14 protein-coding genes are annotated in these 18,659 nt (G+C 40.1%); 12 read left to right on the top strand and 2 right to left on the bottom strand.

Annotated features, from left to right (window positions below):
• Positions 1 to 51: 51 nt before the first annotated feature.
• From IEV91_RS02705 to IEV91_RS02680, 6 genes are all read left to right on the top strand, one after another.
• On the top strand, positions 52 to 1,995 hold the full coding sequence (locus tag IEV91_RS02705; protein ID WP_188495838.1) for an ABC transporter substrate-binding protein: 1,944 nt from the start codon (positions 52 to 54) through the stop codon (positions 1,993 to 1,995).
• Between the two features lie 662 nt (positions 1,996 to 2,657).
• Positions 2,658 to 3,617 (top strand): AraC family transcriptional regulator, encoded by a 960-nt coding sequence (locus IEV91_RS02700; protein WP_188495836.1) that lies wholly within the window; start codon positions 2,658 to 2,660, stop codon positions 3,615 to 3,617.
• Between the two features lie 112 nt (positions 3,618 to 3,729).
• A complete protein-coding gene (locus IEV91_RS02695) occupies positions 3,730 to 4,749 on the top strand; it encodes a Gfo/Idh/MocA family protein (RefSeq protein ID WP_188495834.1) in 1,020 nt (339 codons plus the stop codon).
• Positions 4,750 to 4,755: 6 nt separating this feature from the next.
• Positions 4,756 to 5,577 carry a sugar phosphate isomerase/epimerase family protein gene (locus IEV91_RS02690; RefSeq protein ID WP_188495832.1) on the top strand — a complete coding sequence of 274 codons (822 nt, stop codon included), beginning with the start codon at positions 4,756 to 4,758 and terminating at the stop codon, positions 5,575 to 5,577.
• A 6-nt stretch (positions 5,578 to 5,583) separates the two neighbouring features.
• On the top strand, positions 5,584 to 6,978 hold the full coding sequence (locus IEV91_RS02685) for a sulfatase family protein (protein ID WP_188495830.1): 1,395 nt from the start codon (positions 5,584 to 5,586) through the stop codon (positions 6,976 to 6,978).
• A gap of 260 nt (positions 6,979 to 7,238) precedes the next feature.
• On the top strand, positions 7,239 to 8,252 hold the full coding sequence (locus IEV91_RS02680; RefSeq protein WP_188495828.1) for a Gfo/Idh/MocA family protein: 1,014 nt from the start codon (positions 7,239 to 7,241) through the stop codon (positions 8,250 to 8,252).
• A gap of 308 nt (positions 8,253 to 8,560) precedes the next feature.
• On the opposite strand, the gene IEV91_RS02675 is transcribed toward IEV91_RS02680, so the two are convergent.
• Positions 8,561 to 9,106: a DUF6944 family repetitive protein gene (locus IEV91_RS02675; RefSeq protein ID WP_188495826.1), complete on the bottom strand. Its 546-nt coding sequence runs from the start codon at positions 9,104 to 9,106 to the stop codon at positions 8,561 to 8,563.
• A 166-nt stretch (positions 9,107 to 9,272) separates the two neighbouring features.
• On the bottom strand, positions 9,273 to 10,751 hold the full coding sequence (locus IEV91_RS02670; protein WP_188495824.1) for a GGDEF domain-containing protein: 1,479 nt from the start codon (positions 10,749 to 10,751) through the stop codon (positions 9,273 to 9,275).
• A 369-nt stretch (positions 10,752 to 11,120) separates the two neighbouring features.
• Between IEV91_RS02670 and IEV91_RS02665 the strand changes: the two genes are divergently transcribed.
• The 6 genes from IEV91_RS02665 to IEV91_RS02640 all read left to right on the top strand — a co-directional run bounded on the left by IEV91_RS02665 (position 11,121) and on the right by IEV91_RS02640 (position 18,359).
• Positions 11,121 to 13,124 carry a YhgE/Pip domain-containing protein gene (locus IEV91_RS02665; RefSeq protein ID WP_188495822.1) on the top strand — a complete coding sequence of 668 codons (2,004 nt, stop codon included), beginning with the start codon at positions 11,121 to 11,123 and terminating at the stop codon, positions 13,122 to 13,124.
• A 61-nt stretch (positions 13,125 to 13,185) separates the two neighbouring features.
• On the top strand, positions 13,186 to 14,055 hold the full coding sequence (locus tag IEV91_RS02660; protein ID WP_188495820.1) for a DMT family transporter: 870 nt from the start codon (positions 13,186 to 13,188) through the stop codon (positions 14,053 to 14,055).
• Positions 14,056 to 14,454: 399 nt separating this feature from the next.
• Positions 14,455 to 15,402 (top strand): ABC transporter permease, encoded by a 948-nt coding sequence (locus IEV91_RS02655; protein WP_188495817.1) that lies wholly within the window; start codon positions 14,455 to 14,457, stop codon positions 15,400 to 15,402.
• Entirely contained in the window at positions 15,399 to 16,343 is a 945-nt protein-coding gene (locus IEV91_RS02650; protein ID WP_188495815.1) for an iron chelate uptake ABC transporter family permease subunit, read from the top strand. Before IEV91_RS02655 ends, IEV91_RS02650 begins: the two co-directional genes overlap by 4 nt.
• A complete protein-coding gene (locus IEV91_RS02645; RefSeq protein WP_188495813.1) occupies positions 16,337 to 17,095 on the top strand; it encodes an iron ABC transporter ATP-binding protein in 759 nt (252 codons plus the stop codon). Before IEV91_RS02650 ends, IEV91_RS02645 begins: the two co-directional genes overlap by 7 nt.
• A 316-nt stretch (positions 17,096 to 17,411) precedes the next feature.
• Complete coding sequence (locus IEV91_RS02640; RefSeq protein WP_188495919.1) at positions 17,412 to 18,359, top strand: siderophore ABC transporter substrate-binding protein; 948 nt, start codon at positions 17,412 to 17,414, stop codon at positions 18,357 to 18,359.
• The last annotated feature ends 300 nt before the right edge of the window (positions 18,360 to 18,659 follow it).

Here is an 18,659-nt window from a genome sequence, read left to right as displayed (position 1 = left end):
TAGTCATAGCAGACTGAGGACGGTCTAGCTTAAGTTAAGGAGAGGGGCTTTATGAAAAGGAAAAAGAGTTTTCACTCCATTGGCATGTTGCTGCTCCTATTAGTGTTAATGTCTATGGTGGCTTGTAGTAATGAACCGGATATCACTAACTTAGCGACAGTGTATCCGAACCAAACGGTACATGAAAAACAAACAAAGGTGGATCATGGTGATGTCTCTGAAATCACACAGTTTTATCAAAGCCCAATGTTAGACAGCCAAGACCTCCCACCGGTTAGACAACGATTACCGGATGAACCTAAGCTTACTAATGAAATGCCCACAAGTGAACTTCACTATACGATAGGAAAATATGGGGGGACACTAAAAACAGTTACTTCAGTAGTGGATTGGGATGCCGATGTGTTCGTCATGGATAATGAACCCTTGTTGAATACTCCAGGGTATCTGGGCAAAGAAATCACTGGGAATATTTTAAAGGGCTATGATGTGAGTCATAATAACAAAACGTTTACGTTTTATATGCGAAAGGGGCTAAAATGGTCGGATGGTTATCCAGTCACAATGAAAGATGTTAGTTTTGCGGTTAACGATGTCCTTTTTAATAAAGAGCTCACACCTGATTTTCCAGCCTGGTTAAAGACAGGAAATGACTCAAGTGGGAAACCGATGATGTTTAAAGTCATTGACCCTTATACTTTTCAAATTTCATTTGACAAACCTTATCCGGGCTTTCCCATTCAAATGTCCGCTGTTGGTTGGCGCGGGTATACTGATTTATTAAAGCCCTATCATTATCTCAAGGAGTATCATCAAAAATACGCCAGTCCAAAGCAATTGAAGGCAGAATTAAAAGCTGCGAATATGGATAGCTGGGTTAAATTATTTGGAGTAAAAGACATATTAAATAATGAATTAAATCATAGGGAGGCCAAAGGATTTCCTGTCTTATATCCTTGGGAAATTTCGAAAAGCACAGATACTTTTACAGAGTATGTTCGCAATCCTTATTATTTTAAAGTTGACGCGGCGGGCAATCAATTGCCATATATCGATAAAATCCATAGCACCTATGTGCAGGATATGGAAATGGTTAATTTGAACATCATTTCTGGAAAGGTAGACTTTGCGCGTGAATCGGCATCTTTAGCGAAGACAGCGATGTATAAGAAAGGAGCCGAGAATACAGAGACTAAAGTCTTAATCTCCAAGATGGCGACGGTCCCAACGACGTTGTTTCTTAATCTAACCTATAAGGATCCCACTTGGAGGGAAGTGGTTAGGAATCAAAAGTTCAGAGAAGCATTGAGCCTTGCCATTCCCACGGATGAGATTATTGATAGTGTTTACTATGGACTAGCCGAGCCATCGCCATTGATGGATAACCAATATAATATAAAAAAAGCAAATAAATTATTAGACGAGATAGGCATGAAAAAGGGACCTGATGGCTGGAGACGTGCACCGGATGGCTCGCATTTTTCCTTTACGTATGAAATCCAGCCAGCATCACCAGATTTTGTTCCCATGTCAGAGATCATCGTGCAAGAATGGAGAGATCTGGGTATAGATGTGACGATGAAAACGATTGACGGTGCACTATGGGGACAGCGGAAAGCAGCCAATCAATTACAGGCCTCAATGATGTGGACACCTTTAAATCGCTGGTACACTGGAGAATGGGATAATGGCAATTGGGATCCCCTTTGGGACAAATGGGAAACGTCCAATGGAAAAGAGGGAGAAGAGCCACCTGAAGACGTTAAATCTCTCTATCATTTAATCAACCAGTTGTATCTCGTGCCCCCTGAGCAGGCACGGACTGAAGTATATCAACAGATAAGAGACGAAGTGAAAAAACATATTTGGTTTTTTAGCCCACTCATGAATGTTAAGCAGCCTGTAATCGTTAATGAAAATCTCGGTAATCTTACGGAAAAAGGGTATTCTACAGCTCTGAACTGTAGTGGTGAACAATTCTATTATAAAAAATAGGCAGGAGAGTGTTTTAGAGATAATACATTAACAATATAGGAAGAAAAAGCCTCGGCAGAAAAGTCGTATATTTACGATTTTTTGATGTGGGCGGAGGCGGTGTTCAACGCACAATCGGGGTCTCTGAAAAGTCAGCGGCGCTGAGGAACCATTCTATATAAGTGTTCCGAATCTCGCGCCTTCCGCTCACATCCACTTGGTGTTGACGGTGCCTTTTGGTAAAAAACCTTTTATGCTCAACTGAATGAGGACTGAGGATGTTTTTCACCCGGTTTTTCTTAGTTGCTCTAATAAGGAATGGGTATGCTTTTCATTAGATTTCTAAGGCGGGATCGACCCTGTTTTTGTCTGGAATGACTATGATATAAGTTTTAAACATATTTAAAATGATCCATACGAGTAAAAAACGAATGGGAATGAATCTAAGAATCTCAAAGGATTTTAAACATTATTGGAGAATGGGGTTAAGAGGAGCAAAACAAGGAACCTAAAAGACGACATCAAAATTTTCAAGTCAACCATATATTCATGAAAGTCCTTGATAATGGAAAGCGTTGAAAACAGTGAGGCTAAAATATTTAGCCCTCGCATATCATCCAGAAAAGGGTCTGGCAAAAAGAAGTGGGGGTTAATGGGAAGGGCTGACATCAGGAGAAGTCATTATGAGATGTCCATTTTTGAGACACTTTATGAAAAAGCGAGAGGAGCGATGGGGAACAATGATCGTTTATAGCAGAGATCAATTTATGAAGGAAGAAACCTTTCCTTTTTGTATTAATCGCTTTATTCATGACTCTAAGAATTCACCACCTGTGCATGCCCATGATTTTGTTGAGTTGATTTATATCGTTGATGGTGAAGCCAATCATGTTTTTAGAGGCAAGCACTATAAACTTAACGCCAAGGATGTTTTTATTATTAATCCTGGGGAGGATCATACCTTTAGCATTCCACCTGGAAAACAAATAGAGATTATCAACTGTTTATTTTTACCAGGCTTAATCGAACCGTCTTTGTTGAAGGAGTTAGGGATTTCTCAATCCATTGATTTCTTTTATATCCAGCCCTTCTTAGATAGTAATGATCGCTTTCATCATCATCTTAATTTATCGAATCATGATTCTCTTCAAGTCCAGTCTATTTTAGAAGGGATGCTCAGTGAATTTGAAAGTTTAAAATTGGGTTCCCCTACCTTAATTCGATTAAAAATGGTCGAGCTCTTAATTTTACTTTCTCGCATATACAATGAGGTCCATTGTTTAACAGACGGGACCAATCCATTTTGCAATGAGAAAAAATTGCTCATTTTAAGGATTTGTGGGTACTTGGAGAGACACTATGATGATAAAATTACCATCCCTTTACTTAGTGAACTTTTCAATATTAGTCAGCGGCACTTAAACAGATTATTTAAACAGGAAACCGGTCTGACTGTCATTGAGATGGTCCACAAAATCCGTGTCGAGCGTGCAAAATACTTTTTGGAAAATACAGATGAAAAAGTCATTACGATTGCTTTTAAGGTGGGATATGAGGACCCGGCCTTTTTCTCGAGACTCTTTCGGCGCTATGTGGGGATTTCACCGGGACAATATAGAGGCCAGTTAAAAGAATCTGTATAGCGATCTTTGTATTTGGCGTAATCCCCACTACTTAAGGCGAGATAGACAATGAAAATCATGCAAGAAGTCCGTACAATAGAATTATTGAAAGATTATGGGAGGGAAATAGAATATGGTTAATGTTGGCGTCGTTGGTGTCGGGAATATAGGGAGTATCCATGCGTCGGTATATAAGAACCATCCGGATGTGGAGCTTGTGGCTGTCTGCGATATTATTAAGGCGAAGGCAGATGCAGCTGCTGAAAAATTTGGCGGCAAGGCATTTTATAGTGTTGAGGAATTGCTTAGGAGTGGCATTCAGCTCGATCTTGTCAGTGTGTGTACTAAGGGCGAAGAAAATGGAAGTGAACACTATGCTCCCACTATCGAATTGCTTGAAGCGGGGATCCCAGTCTTAGGGGAAAAACCTATTTCTAACAACATTGATGAAGGGAAGCGCATGGTAGAGCTGGCTGCAAATAAAAAAATCCCTTATGCGATCAATTTGAATCATCGTTTTACACCGGCAGCTAAAAAAGCCAAAGATTGGGTTAATGAGGGCCGGTTAGGCCAATTGCATATGATCAATATGAGAATGTGGATTAATAATCCGGTGGAGTCTTCTCCTTGGTTCCATCTGCGCGCGCTACACCCGCATTCTTTGGATGTCATGCGCTACTTCTGTGGAGATGTGAAGCGGGTTGCGGCTTTTATGATGAAGGGTGAGGGACGGGAGATATGGTCCAATACTCAAGTGTTGCTTGAATTTGAAAACGGTGTCATTGGGAATCTTGTCGGCAGTTATGATGCGGGGGCAAGTTATGGTTTAGAAAGATGTGAGGTTGTCGGTTCAAAGGGCCGCTTTGTTATAGAGGATGCGTGTGAGCAACTCACGTATTATCCAAGAAAAAGTATTGAAACCGAGAGTTATAGCTATCTAGGCGGTATGCGCTCGTTTAATGAAACCTTTAAAAGTAGAATTAGTGACTTTGTGGAACAGATCCGACAGGGTGTCACCTATGACAAAGTGAACGGGTCTGGGGCAGATGCTTATAAAGCACAAACGATTATTGAAGCCGCGATTAAGTCATGGGAAACAGGAACAATTGTGACCATTGAACAACAACGCTTGCTTGAATCACAGGAGGTTTAATAAAAAATGATAAAACTTGGTGTGAATTCGGTACTGTTTAGAGACTTTGATTTTGCTACGGCTGCAAAAATGATCGCCTTGAGTGGTTATGATGGCGTGGAAATTGCAGCGATAAAAGGCATGTGTGAACACTTAGAATTGGATAGATGGGAAGAACAAGCGGAAGAAATCAAAAAGGCGGCAGCCGATAATGGACTTGAACTGTTGTCAATGGAAGTGGCTTCTCTCGATGATGCCCGCCTTACAAAAGCTTTTGAGGCGGCGTCAGCGCTTGGTATCCCTGTGGTTAATGTGGGTCCAGGTGGAAAAGAAGGCGTTGAGGAGGACTTACAGGCTTCCATTGAGACTTTAGCCGCCTTATCCAAAAAAGCTGAGGCCTATGGTGTGACCCTTTGTGTCAAAGCCCATTTCGGTAATGCCATTCATGATACACCGACGACATTGAGAGCTATGGAGGCCATCTCTTCACCCGCTTTTGGTATTGATATGGATCCAAGCCATATTTATCGCAGTATGGAAGAACCTCAAGAATCCCTCAAAAAAGTATTAAGTCGTGTTAAACATATTCATATTCGAGATTGCAAGGGCCGAAATAAAGGTCCTGGACCCATTCAGGATCAAGCTTGTGGCCGAGGCGATATCGATCTATATGCTTATTGTAAAGCTATGGTCGATGGCCAGTATTCAGGACCGGTTTGTCTTGAAGTCATTGGAGCCAATCAACATTCTTTAGCAGAAGTTTCTATTATTGCCGCAGAAAGCTATGGGTATTTAAATGCTTGTCTTAAAGCTTTAAATGCTAGAGAAACCACAACCGAAGGGATTTAAAAGATAATGAAAAAACGACCAAATGTTCTTTTACTAGGAATTGACAGTTTAAGAAGAGATCATATGAGTGCCTATGGGTATCAGCGGTTAACAACACCACATATCGGTAAGTTTGCTGAAGGTGGGGTCCTTTTTGAAAATCATTTTAGCCCTAGCATTCCTACCACCTCTGGGTATGCCTCAATGCTGACTGGGATGGATTGTTTTGGAACGGATGTGGTGGCTTTGCGGCACGAGGGACCACTAGGGGGACATGTCAAAACACTCGCTGAACAATTAGGAGAAAATGGATACAATACGACCTGTATAGGCTTTACAGGAAATCCTTCTTCAAGAGGTTTTCAAAATTACTTAGATTACGAGGCGTGGTCACCTGATGAGACAGGGAGAGCGCCAAAAGCCAGAAATATTAATCGAGTGGCGATTCCTGAACTGAAAAGACTAGCAAACGAAGAAGAGCCGTTTTTCTTATTCCTGAGGCATATGGATCCCCATTCTCCCTATCTCCCCCCTGAGCCTTATGATCGGATGTTTTATGGAAAGAACGAGAAGGATCCAAGCAATACGTCTTTAGAAGGCATGTATAATTTTAAACCCTTCGCTGATTTCCTTAGCTCTTGGATTCCAGAGGGGGTTACCGATTCACAGTATGTTGATGCGCAATATGATGGTTCAATAGCGTATATGGATGCGTGTATCCAAAATATTTTCACCGCTGTAGAAGATCTTGGTATTGAAGAGGAAACATTGATTATTGTGACCGCGGACCATGGCGAAACCTTAAATGAACATGACTGTTGGTATGATCATCATGGGCTATATGAGTGTACCTTAGTCGTACCGCTTATTTTACGCTATCCAGGAAAACTTCCTGAGGGTAAGCGGATTAAAGAAATGACACAAATAAAAGATGTCATGCCTACCATTATGGATCTTTTAGAATTGGACAATGAAGATGGTCATTATGATGGGCAGAGTTTAGTGCCTTTGATCAGGGATCAACAGCACTTATTCAACGCACAACCTGAATTTTATATCACAGAATGTACTTGGATGAGGAAACATGGCTGGAGAACACCGGAGTGGAAGCTGATTCGAGCGTTAGAACCGGATTTTCATTTCAAACCGGAAGTGGAGCTCTATAATTTGTTTAAGGACCCCCAAGAGCTGCATAATGTCGCAGAGGAGGAACCTGAAGTGGTTCAACTCTTAACGGAGAAAATGGAGAGACATATCGCTAAACGCGAAAGTGAGACAGGACGAAAAAATCCGATATACACGAATCTCAATTGGCATGGCCTGGGAGTAGGTCCATTCAAGAGCTCAGAGCAGGCCTATGAATCCTTGTATATTGGGTCGATCAACAATGCCCAAAAGCTTCAGGCCAAATTAAAAAAATAAAGCATCATCTAAGGGAGGGCGAGGTCAAGACCTTCCCTCTTTTTTCAAAGGGTAAAAAGTAAAGGCCATTGAAGGAATAAAAAGTATGAGTAGAAAAGCTGGTCTTCCTTGCTCTGGAGGCCAAGTTTTCCAAAAAAATCAAAGCGAGCAGTCGACTAGAGTCCGAAGTCAAAGCACCTTCGGGCCCGAAAGCAAAACGGGAAGTTCAACTTATTTATTAAAATCTACATCTCTAACTTTTTCTTGAAGGAGGTAATAAAATGATTAAGGCTGCTGTTGTGGGTGTCAATCATATTGGCAGAGTGCATTGCCAAACTTATAGAGAGAATAAGGATGTTGAATTTGTTGCCATTTGTGATCTTGATCAGGCTTTGGCGGATTCAGTTGCCAAGGAATTCGGTGTGCATGCCTATACAGATGTCGAGTTGATGATAGAAAAGGAAGAGATCGATGTTGTCAGTATAGCAACAGGAGGTGTAGAGAACGGCTCTCACCATTTTGAACCGGCGATGTTAGCCCTCAAGGCAGGAAAAGATGTGTTAGTGGAAAAACCTATTTCCAATCGCTTAGATGAGGCACGAAAGCTGGTTGACCTTGCAAAACAACAGAACGTACGATTAGGCTGTGATTTGAATCACCGTTTTGTACCAACGGCTTATAAGGCGAAAGAATGGATTCAAGAGGGAGCATTAGGGGCCTTACTCTTTATAAATATGAAATTGACCATCGGCAATCCGAATGAATCCAGTCCCTGGCTTCATTTAAGAGCTTTACACCCTCATTCCATAGATGTTATGCGCTATTTTTGTGGCGATGTCAAACGTGTTCAAGCCTTTATGACAAAGGCACCAGGGAGAACGGTATGGTCGACCGCTTCAATTAATCTAGAATTCGCTTCTGGTGCTGTTGGTCACTTAATGGGGAGCTATGATATGTCCAATCATCATCCTATTGAATATTGTGAAGTGGCTGGGAATAAAGGCCGGTTTGTGATTGATAATGTGTATGAACAGGTCACCTTATATCCCCATCACACCCCAGAGCTGAAAGTCATCCGCAATGCCATTTTAACGGGAATGGGCGAGTTTAACGATACTTTGAAAAATAGGATTAATTTTTTTGTTCAACAGATCAAAGAGAAGGTTATGCCTGAAAATATTGAAGGGTCAGGACAGGATGCTTTAGCAGCACAAGAGGTCATTGAAGCCGCTATTCGTTCTCATGAAGAAGGAGGGGCCGTTATAGAGGTCGGGCAAAAGCTTCAGGAGCATTAATTTTATCTGACTTTTAACACTAAAAGCTTGGCGAGTAGCCAAGTCTTTTTCTTATGGATCAGGAAGTTTGATCATCAAGACGATGTGGATTTTCGATCAAGAACGCCGCTTTCCTCATGCCCACAGGACTAAGGGAAGCTACTAAGAGAATAATCCTCGCAGAAAAATCGTGTTTTAACTTTATAAGGACCGGGCGTGCTTGACGTCTGGTTTTTCTCATGACCGGAAAGTCTATCTTTCCTCGAATGAATTTCGAATGGAACTGTACCGCTCACCCCAAAGAAGCCCCCTCATTTTATTGTAAATTTTTATAAGACGTCTGAACCCATGCTTTGAGCTTTAGCGGTAAGGATAGCACCGATTGCTTGAATCCAGCTTCCTATTGTATTAATGTGTTCGCCTTCACCTACTTGGAGTTTATTTATCCCAGCCAGGGCCTGTAGCGAGTTTCCAATGGCTTGAAGCAGATTACCGTATAGGCTGTAAAGATCGGGGATCGAGGGTTCATGTTCTAAAACATCAGTAAAGGACATGCCACTGCCGAGAGCTTGTAGCAAGTTGCCTTTTATGTCTAGTTCCAATTTATATTCACGTTGGATATCGAGTAAAATACTGGCGATGACTGTCGAGTTACCAAAGGCTTGGACTTCGTTACCGATTTTATCTAAATCTAACTTCTGCTCACTTTCTGCCAGTAAAGCATTCCCTGTTGCCTGCATGACATTTCCCCATAAATTTAAGTCCGCAAGAATTTTTTGCTTTATCTTCAATGAGGGGGTACTGCCAATCGCTGATAAGGTAGTGCCTAATGCTTGTACCCATGCACCAAAAAGAGCTCTGAGCGTGTTGTTCATAAAGAGATCCCTACCTTAATCCTCCTCCTTTATAAAGTATTCAGATAGAAACAATATGTTATGATGACTTTATTTTTCTGTTCACCATGTGTAACGATGAGTATAGACAATCGCTCCTGACAAACGCAACCTCCCATCGGAGATATCCTAGGGAGGTTGAGGACTACTATATCTTAAGGCTATTTAATTGTTTATACATAGATTTTTCTTTATACATTTCTTTGTCAGCAGCCTCTAAAATTTCTTCAACGGAAATGGGAGTGCTAGGACGATAATGATAAAATCCATGGCTAGCAGATAAGGCGTACGGTTTTATTGATAAGTGATTCATGTCTTCAAAAGCTTGCGTGATGGTATCCCAAATATGCTGCGCTTTGTCTATCGTTTTTTGAAAGAAAATAATAATAAATTCATCACCAGCAAGCCTGAATAAGACATCATTGGGCATAATGTGGTTCTTTATGATTTCGCAAATGGTTTGGATAAAATCATCACCCATTGTATGACCAAATTGATCATTTACCTTTTTAAGGTCATTGACATCGATGAAGCAAAGAATAAATTCTGAGCGGGAAGACCGAATATTAAGTTGGGTATTTAGAAGCTCAATGCCACTTCTCCGATTTAATACGCCTGTCAGCGGATCGAGAGAGGCGTGTTTATAGAGCTCCGCTTCTGTTTGCTTTAAATGGGTAACATCGGTGACTCCGGTTAACACACAAGGCTCATCTAAATACTCTACTAACTCAAAATTCAACAATGCCCAACGGGAGAGCTGTGAGGGAATATATTGCTCCATAATATAATCTCTTAAACTCTGCTTTTCTATTAAGCGGTTGATGATGGTTGCTCTCTCATTAACATCTCTAAAAAGAAAATCAGCCTTTAATGGCGAAGCCTCTTGATCATGAGTGAGTTGATAATATTGTAGTGCCTGTTCATTGATAAGAACGACGGTGTTATCAGTGACTTTTGTAAGAATAAGTGGATTAGGATTAAGATTAAAGAGTTGTCGAAAGCTTTTCTCATTATTCTTTAATTTATATTGATTAATATAATTCCTTTTTTGCAAGGTGAAAAAAGTGATTGCGATCATATAAGCAATTGCGGCAGCACCTGTTGAATTAATTTGTTGGACAACGTGTGAGAAATAGTTGTGATTGACGAGTTGGAGTCCAAGGATAAATAACACATGAATACTCAGTACCATATAAAACAATGTTCTGGGGTGAATGGGGAAAAGAATTACGACTGCAAATAAAATAATAATATAAGCATAGATATTTCCCGTAAGATTTTGGCTATTAATAGATGCGAAAGCGCCGAGTAACAAGTAAATAATGATAAAACTATTGACGACAAAGTTTTTTAAACTCTTTTTAGCATAGTGTTTGATGACCAAAAAAATAACAGACATGATGAAGCCTGTAAGGTGAATCGCCATGATATTGTATTTATAGACTGCACTGTTTGCTGATTTAAGTAAGAAAAAGTCGACATAGGCGAATCCTGGATACGAAAAGATTAAGAGAATGGAGGCCAGTTTTATTCGTTCGATGATCATCTCCTTTTGGTGGTGAATAAACTTTGTAGTCTCTGGAGAATGTCCAAAGGCTAGTTTTAGGAAATGTTTAATATTATTCAACTTTAACCGAATCCTTTTTTTGTTATTTTTCTGTATCTTACCACAGAATGACCAAAGAATCTTATACTTTTAAAAAAATATTTTGCTAATTTTCCTGTTATTGGTTATTTATTCTTAAAGCATAGAACTTGGTGATCTCTTGTTTGAATTGGAAGCACCCTATCCGAAAGAGAGGGTGAATGAAGCATGAGGGATCTTTGTTAGAGTTTTTATTGATAGGACATGTGAGTTTATATAAAGAAGGTTTTAAAAGGGCATTCGCGAAAGTTTCTTTCAAAGTCCTCTCCTTTAAAGAGTATAGTGCCATTAGTTTCAGGCATACTAACATTAGCTAAAAGCATCGGAGAGTAGAATGGAGCGAAACCGACCGTGAAAGGATTGAAGTTATTATTCACTGACTGGAAATTTGTCTTAAAAAATAGAAAGGCAACGATAGCCATATGCATCTTACTCCTAATGCCACTTCTCTATGCAGGTATGTTTATCGCCAGTTATTGGAATCCCTATGGCAAATTAGATCAGTTACCTGTTGCGGTTGTCAATAACGATCAACCGGTAAAAATGGACGGTAAACCGATTCATGTGGGGGAGGATTTGGTTGAGAATCTAAAGAAAAGTAAGGATTTAGATTTTCATTTTGTAAGTGAGGCTAGAGCTGATAAAGGGTTAAAGGAGGGACGGTATTACATAACGATAAAAATTCCCCAAAATTTCTCTCAAAAGATCACCACACTCACGTCCCAAAATCCGCAACCCGCACAATTACAATATGTAACGAATCAAGGGAACAGCTATATAGCGGGGCAGATCGGGAAACAGGCGATTGCTCAATTACAAGATGAAGTAGGAGATAAAATTACAAAGTCCTATGCTGAAGCAGTGTTTTCAAGCCTTGCCGACTTAGAAAAAGGGCTTGGGAAGGCAAGTGATGGGGCATCAAAGCTCAATGAGGGCGTAGATCAAACTCAGTCGGGGTTCAATGGCTTGCAATCAGGGATCGATGATCTTTCACAAGGAACGGCCAAGCTTTCGAGTGGTTTTTCACCGCTTGCATCGGGTGCTCATGAACTTGTGGATAAGATGAGTCAGCTCAGTGAAGGAACAGGGTCTTTAGCGGAGGGCCTGAAGCAATTTCAATCCTCGCAGGGACAGTTAGAGCAAGGTTCCAATAAAGTCACTGATGGAGTCGATGGTCTTAAAACGGGCGTTGACGCAGAGGGAACAACGCTCAAGGCGTTAAGCAGTCGCACCGCACAGATAGAAGAAAGTCTGAATCAATGGATCAAGGATAACGCAGATCTTGAGCAGGTCGATTCAATAAAAAAGATTTTAACTCAGGTTCAAGCCATAGATCAGACGGTCGGAAAAGTGTCCGCCATTCAACAGCAAAATGCCGAAGGGATAACGGCTTTACAAACAGGACAGGAACAATTAAACTCAGGCATTCAACAATTTGGAAATCATTTATCAACGGCGATTTCTAGTGGCCAACAACTTTCCCAGGGAGCAGACCAACTTTCTTCGGGAATAAAAAAATGGGAGAGCGGTTTTACAGCTTTTGAAGATGGCGTGCAGTCTGTTAATCATGGCGCGCAACAATTAAAGGAAGGGGCAGGGACTTTTTCGAACAGCCTAGATCAATTGGCGCAAGGGAGTGGAGAACTTGCGACGAACCTTTCAGATGGTGCTGATCAAATGTCTAATCTCCATAATGGGGACAAGATGGTGAATATGTTTTCACGTCCTGTCACATTGGTGGCCTCTACGATCAATTCAGTTAAGAATTACGGCACTGCAATGGCCCCTTATTTTCTCACGCTTGGTTTGTTTGTAGGTGGGCTTCTGGCTGCTAACGTTGTCCCTTTTAATCGTGTTTCTGATCATGGGATTCCAGGGTGGAGTTATTTTGTAGAAAAACTTGGGTTTTATTTTTCTTTATCCATTTTACAGGCGGTGATCATAGATGTTATTATGTTGTTCGTTGCCCATCTTGAAGTCGTGAGTGTAGCAAGATTTCTATTGTTAAGTCTATTGGCTTCATTGATTTTCACGACCTTGATCTTTATGTTGGTTTCGATTTTTGGGCCGCTTGGACGTTTTATTGCCATTGTGTTTTTGGTACTCCAGCTGGCATCTTCAGGAGGAACTTTTCCTTTGGTTTTAACACCATCTTTTTTCCAAATTGTCGGTCGGTTTTTACCGATGACCTATGCAGTGGACGGTTTTCGCATGGTGATTACTACTGGAGATTGGGATAGATATTGGCAAGATATTGCATTGATTGTCCTATATGTCATTAGTTTTATGATTGTGTCCTTAATTGTGCTGATGGTATTGAATCCAAGAACACCTCGTGTACAGAATGAAACATAACATGAGTCAATGGGAGAAATAGGGCGAAGGAGCTCTAGGAAAAGAGACTTGAGGGATGAATATGAGTGATAAAAATAAAGGCATTTTACTGCTGTTAGCATCGGCCTTTGGGTTTTCTATGATGGGCGTTTTTATAAAGCTATCCGGCGATTTACCCACTGTGCAAAAAACGATGTTTAGAAACTTAGTGTCGATGTTTATTGCTTTTGGTTTTGTGCTGTATCATCGAGAGCGTTTTTTTGGAAAAAAAGCCAATCAACCGACATTACTTTTAAGGTCGGCGTTTGGTACAATAGGTATCTTATTTAATTTTTATGCGATTGATCATATGATTCTCTCTGATGCGGAGACGTTAAATAAACTCAGTCCATTTTTGTTGATCGTGTTCTCGGCCCTTTTCTTACGAGAACGGGTAAAGCTTTATCAATTAGTCAGTGTGATTGTCGCTTTTTTAGGCGCCTTGCTTATTATTAAACCGGAATTTTCGGTGACTACGGTTCCTTATCTCGCCGGCTTTCTCTCAGCGGTTTTTGCGGCAGGCGCTTATACTTTTTTACGCGTTCTTGGTAATAAAGAGAAATATTATACGGTTGTATTTTACTTCTCTTTTTTTGCGACCGTCGTTCTGCTTCCCTTCACGCTCTACTTTTATGAGCCGATGTCTGGCAAGCAGTGGCTATATCTTCTACTTGCAGGACTATTTGCCACGATCGGACAATTTGGGGTGACATTGGCATACAAATTTGCACCAGCACGGGAAATTTCAATATTCTTTTACTCAACGGTTCTGTACTCGACTTTACTGAGTATCTTCTTGTTTATGCAATGGCCAGATTGGCTTAGCGTTATAGGGTATTTGGTGATTTTTGGAGCCTTATTGTACATGTTTATGAAAAATAACAAAGGAGCAGTAGTGCGGAGTAAAAAGTGAGCGTCTCCTATAAGCTCAAAGGACCACCGAATGGGAGATGAACAAGCCGTTCATTTGTTCAAAGATCAAAGTATAACATTCAGGTCATCAGGACGATGTGGTTTCTAGAGCGCTTGCTTTCCACATGCCCACACGATTCAGGAAAGCTCCTAAGAGGATAATCCTCGCAAGAAACATCGTGTTTTTACGATTTTTTGGTGTGGGTAGAATCGGCGTTTGACGCACAATCGGGGTTGACAAGTAAAAAGAAAGAATGTTATAAAATATATTATGATAATGAGAATCATTATCAATATAAAATATTCATGCTGAACAAGCATGTTTATTTTTTTACCTATTAATGAGAATAAGTCTCATTCTCATTAATTGCAATAGTCTGGATCAGAGGAAGGGAAAAATATGAAAAAAGTGATCCTTATAAGTGTGCTTGTAATCTTTTCAATTGTTTCGTTATTTGTAGGAGTAGAGGAAATTTCTCCTTTAGATGTTGCTCATTTAACGCCCGTCCAATGGCATGTGCTCTTCATTAGTCGGTTTCCTCGCTTAATGAGTATTCTGATCTCGGGGATGAGTATTAGCATATGTGGTTTAATTATGCAGCAATTGACGAGGAACAAATTCGTCTCCCCTACAACAGCAGGAACGATGGATTCAGCTCGGTTTGGCGTGTTAATGGCGCTGCTACTGTTTCCTTCTGCTGGTATGTTAGAAAAAATGGGCGTCGCTTTTGCTTGTGCCTTGTTAGGAACGTTTATCTTTATGAACATTCTCTCGCGCATGAAGTTTAAAAACACGATCTTTATTCCGCTCGTGGGGATGATGTTTGGGAATATTGTCAGTTCGATTACGACCTTTTTTGCCTTGAAATATAATCTTGTCCAAAGCATTTCCTCATGGCTTCAAGGTGATTTTTCAATGGTCATTCAAGGGCGGTATGAGCTTTTATACATAAGCATTCCTATGATTATCATTGCCTATATTTTTGCGAATCGCTTTACTTTGGCAGGGATGGGGGAAGACTTTTCAACCAATCTCGGTTTGAATTATAAAGCGATTGTAGGTATAGGATTAGTGATTGTGGCGTTAGTGTCTTCTGTTGTCGTGCTCACAGTAGGAACGCTTCCTTTCTTAGGCTTAATTGTGCCTAACATTGTCACCATTTTTTATGGTGACAATTTGAGAAAAAGCCTGTTGCCAACCGCTTTGTTAGGCGCTGTTTTTGTTCTCTTTTGTGATATTTTAAGTCGGGTCATTATCTACCCCTATGAGGTGTCCATCAGCCTTACTATAGGGATTATCGGAAGTGTTATTTTCCTGTATTTATTAATGAGGAGAGGGCGCCTATGAAAACTAAACTTATGATTCTCGCAGGCATTACGATCGCGCTTATTCTATTCTTTTTATTTATTGATATTGGTGGCTATTGGGGCTACGTTCTTCAAAGCCGAGGGAAGAAGCTCTTTGCGATGGTGTTAACGGGAAGCGCCATAGGAGTATCAACCCTCATCTTTCAAACGATCACAAATAATAAAATTCTAACCCCAAGTATCATCGGTTTAGATTCCTTGTACATGTTGATCCAGACATTTGTTGTTTTTGTCTTTGGTGCGAACACGCTGACAATGATGAATAGCAATCTTCACTTTTTAATTTCAGTTGGCTTAATGATTGTTTTTGCAGGATTGCTTTATAAATTCTTATTTAAAAGAGAAGGTCAGAATATCTATTTTCTCTTACTTGTCGGGATTATTCTAGGCACCTTATTTCAAAGTGTATCCTCATTTATGGAAATGCTTATTGATCCCAATGAATTTTTGGTCGTGCAAGATTCAATGTTTGCCAGTTTTAACAATGTGAACACCAACCTCTTATTGATCTCATGTATTGCTATTGTGGGTGTCGGCCTTTATGCGCTGCGGTTTATCAAATACTTAGATGTCCTTTCATTAGGAAAAGACCAGGCAATTAACTTAGGAGTCCCTTATAATGCTGTTGTGAAAAGACTGTTAATTATTGTGGCCATTTTGATTTCTGTATCTACCGCGCTTGTCGGTCCCATTACATTTTTAGGTTTACTCGTGGTCAATATTACTTATCAATTTTTAGGCACTTATCAACATAAACCCTTAATACTAGGGTCCATGTTGATCAGTGTGATTGCTTTAGTCGGTGGTCAACTCATTGTTGAGCATGTCCTCAGTTTTTCAACCACTGTGAGTGTCATTATTAATTTATTGGGTGGCATTTATTTCATTTATTTGCTCTTAAAGGAGAATAAATCATGGTAGAAGTTAAACATGTGACGAAACAATATGGACAAAAAAAGGTCGTTGAAGATATCTCACTTACCATTCAAAAGGGTAAAATCACTTCTTTTATCGGACCGAACGGTGCTGGAAAGAGTACGCTCTTAGCCATGGTCAGCCGATTGGTAAGGAAAGATAGTGGTGACATTATTATCGATGGAAAAGAAATCAGTGAGAGTAAAAGTAATGAATTGGCAAAAAAAATGGCCATCCTCAAACAATCGAATGCCATTAATATTCGCATCACCATCAAAGATTTAGTCAGCTTTGGGCGTTTTCCCTATTCTCAAGGTCGATTAACAGAAACGGATGAAGCAAAGGTAAAAGAAGCCTTACATTATATGAGATTAGAAAATATTCAAGAAAAGTACATTGACCAATTAAGTGGTGGACAGCTACAAAGAGCGTATATTGCGATGGTCCTTGCTCAAGATACTGAGTATGTCTTATTAGATGAGCCACTAAATAATCTGGATATGAATCACTCTGTAGAAATTATGAAGGCTCTACGAAGAATGGTGGATGATTTAAAGAAAACAGTGGTGATCGTGCTCCACGATATTAATTTCGCTTCTTGTTATTCCGATTATATTGTCGCTTTGAAGGAAGGTAAAATCGTCAAAGAAGGCCAGACCGAGGATATTATCACGTCAACTGTTTTGAAAGAAGTCTATGATATGGACATTCAAATCGAAACCATCAATTATCGTAAAATCTGTATTTATTACACTTAATCAAAGGGCGAGATGGATCACCAATAAATAAAATTTTTATATATAAAGGTACTTGACAGCCCTATTTAAAGTTGATATAAATAAAATAATTGATAATGATAATCGTTATCAATTAATAAATAAGAATGATGACGTCCCTATTTATTTTTTTAGTCATGATTGAGAATCAATCTCAATAATAGAGAATCATCCAAAAGGAGGGAAGGATAGCTTGGCATCTACATAATGGGGATAAAGAAAGCTGATACACAAACCTGATACACAAACCTTCCAGTCAAAGGTTTTACTATAATATTTTCTTGAGGTGATAGTATTGATTAAGAAAGTCTTATCCGTTTTTCTTGTCTGTCTTTTGGCAGTAGCATTAACCGCCTGTGGTTCGACAGCTTCTGGAGAAAAAGCGAGTGGTTCAGCGAAAAAATCAGAAACGATAACGGTAAAGCATGAGTTAGGCACAACAAAGGTCCCTAAGAATCCAAAGAATGTGGTTGTTTTTGACTTTGGGGCACTGGAGACTCTAGACAAGTTGGGCGTTCCGGTAAAAGGTGTGGCCAAGGGCAGTGCGCTTCCAAGCTACTTATCCAAGTACAAGGATTCTAAATATGCTAATGTCGGCGGGCTAAAGGATCCTGATTTTGAAAAGATTAATGCCTTAAAGCCGGGACTCATCATTATCTCAGGAAGACAATCAAGTGCTTATAAGGAATTGAGTAAAATTGCACCTACCATTTATGTAGGAATCGACGATGCACATTACATGGATTCATTTACAAAGAATGCCGAGACTTTAGGCAAGATTTTTGGTAAAGAGGATGAAGTAGGTAAAGCGCTTGATAGCATCAATCAATCTATTGATGACTTAAAAGCCATTACCTCCAAAGATAATAAAAAAGGTTTAGTTTTAATTTCTACAGGCGGTAAGCTCAGTGCGTTTGGCCCAGGCTCTCGTTACGGTCTTGTCTACGATGTTTTCGGGGTTAAGCCGGTGGATGACCAAATCAAAGCTTCAACCCATGGGCAAAAAATCACTTACGAATATATCGCGAAGAAAAACCCTGATTATCTGTTTGTCGTCGATCGCGACCAGGCTATTGGCGGGGACACTAAAGCCAGCAAGGTTTTAGATAATGATCTTGTGAACGGAACAAAAGCTGCAAAATCTAAGCATATCGTCTACTTAGACCCAGAGATCTGGTACTTATCCGGCGGTGGCTTACTCTCTATGGAAGATATGATCAAAGAGGTAAAAGCAGGCATTGAATAATGACATGCGAAAGAACTTATCCATATGGGTAGGTTCTTTTTTAAAAGAAAAGAAAGTATAAGCCGTCGAAGCAATAAAGAGATCGGTAGAAAAATTTGTCTTCTCAGATAAGGACTTGGCGGAAGCCAAGTTTTTCTCAAAATATAAGAATGTATAAAATTCTGGTCATCAGGAAGGTGTGGATTTACGCTTCAGAACGCTCGCTTTCCTCGGGCACGGCCTCAGCTAACTTGGGATGAAAATCGAGTTTCCCAAGTGGATCTTCGGACACGTGCTGTTCCCGAAGGAGTCTCGCGTCTT

It is taken from the genome of Pullulanibacillus pueri (assembly GCF_014639255.1).
GTDB classification, from domain to species: domain Bacteria; phylum Bacillota; class Bacilli; order Bacillales; family Sporolactobacillaceae; genus Pullulanibacillus; species Pullulanibacillus pueri.
This window is presented reverse-complemented; position numbering and strand designations above follow the sequence as displayed.

Bases quoted from the DNA above. Each gene is read 5' to 3' on its own strand.
- IEV91_RS02695 (WP_188495834.1), top strand. From the start codon at position 3,730: ATGGTTAATGTTGGCGTCGTTGGTGTCGGGAATATAGGGAGTATCCAT.
- IEV91_RS02675 (WP_188495826.1), bottom strand. From the start codon at position 9,106: ATGAACAACACGCTCAGAGCTCTTTTTGGTGCATGGGTACAAGCATTA.
- IEV91_RS02655 (WP_188495817.1), top strand. From the start codon at position 14,455: ATGAAAAAAGTGATCCTTATAAGTGTGCTTGTAATCTTTTCAATTGTT.
- IEV91_RS02690 (WP_188495832.1), top strand. From the start codon at position 4,756: ATGATAAAACTTGGTGTGAATTCGGTACTGTTTAGAGACTTTGATTTT.
- IEV91_RS02645 (WP_188495813.1), top strand. From the start codon at position 16,337: ATGGTAGAAGTTAAACATGTGACGAAACAATATGGACAAAAAAAGGTC.
- IEV91_RS02685 (WP_188495830.1), top strand. From the start codon at position 5,584: ATGAAAAAACGACCAAATGTTCTTTTACTAGGAATTGACAGTTTAAGA.
- IEV91_RS02680 (WP_188495828.1), top strand. From the start codon at position 7,239: ATGATTAAGGCTGCTGTTGTGGGTGTCAATCATATTGGCAGAGTGCAT.
- IEV91_RS02700 (WP_188495836.1), top strand. From the start codon at position 2,658: ATGAGATGTCCATTTTTGAGACACTTTATGAAAAAGCGAGAGGAGCGA.
- IEV91_RS02660 (WP_188495820.1), top strand. From the start codon at position 13,186: ATGAGTGATAAAAATAAAGGCATTTTACTGCTGTTAGCATCGGCCTTT.
- IEV91_RS02650 (WP_188495815.1), top strand. From the start codon at position 15,399: ATGAAAACTAAACTTATGATTCTCGCAGGCATTACGATCGCGCTTATT.
- IEV91_RS02705 (WP_188495838.1), top strand. From the start codon at position 52: ATGAAAAGGAAAAAGAGTTTTCACTCCATTGGCATGTTGCTGCTCCTA.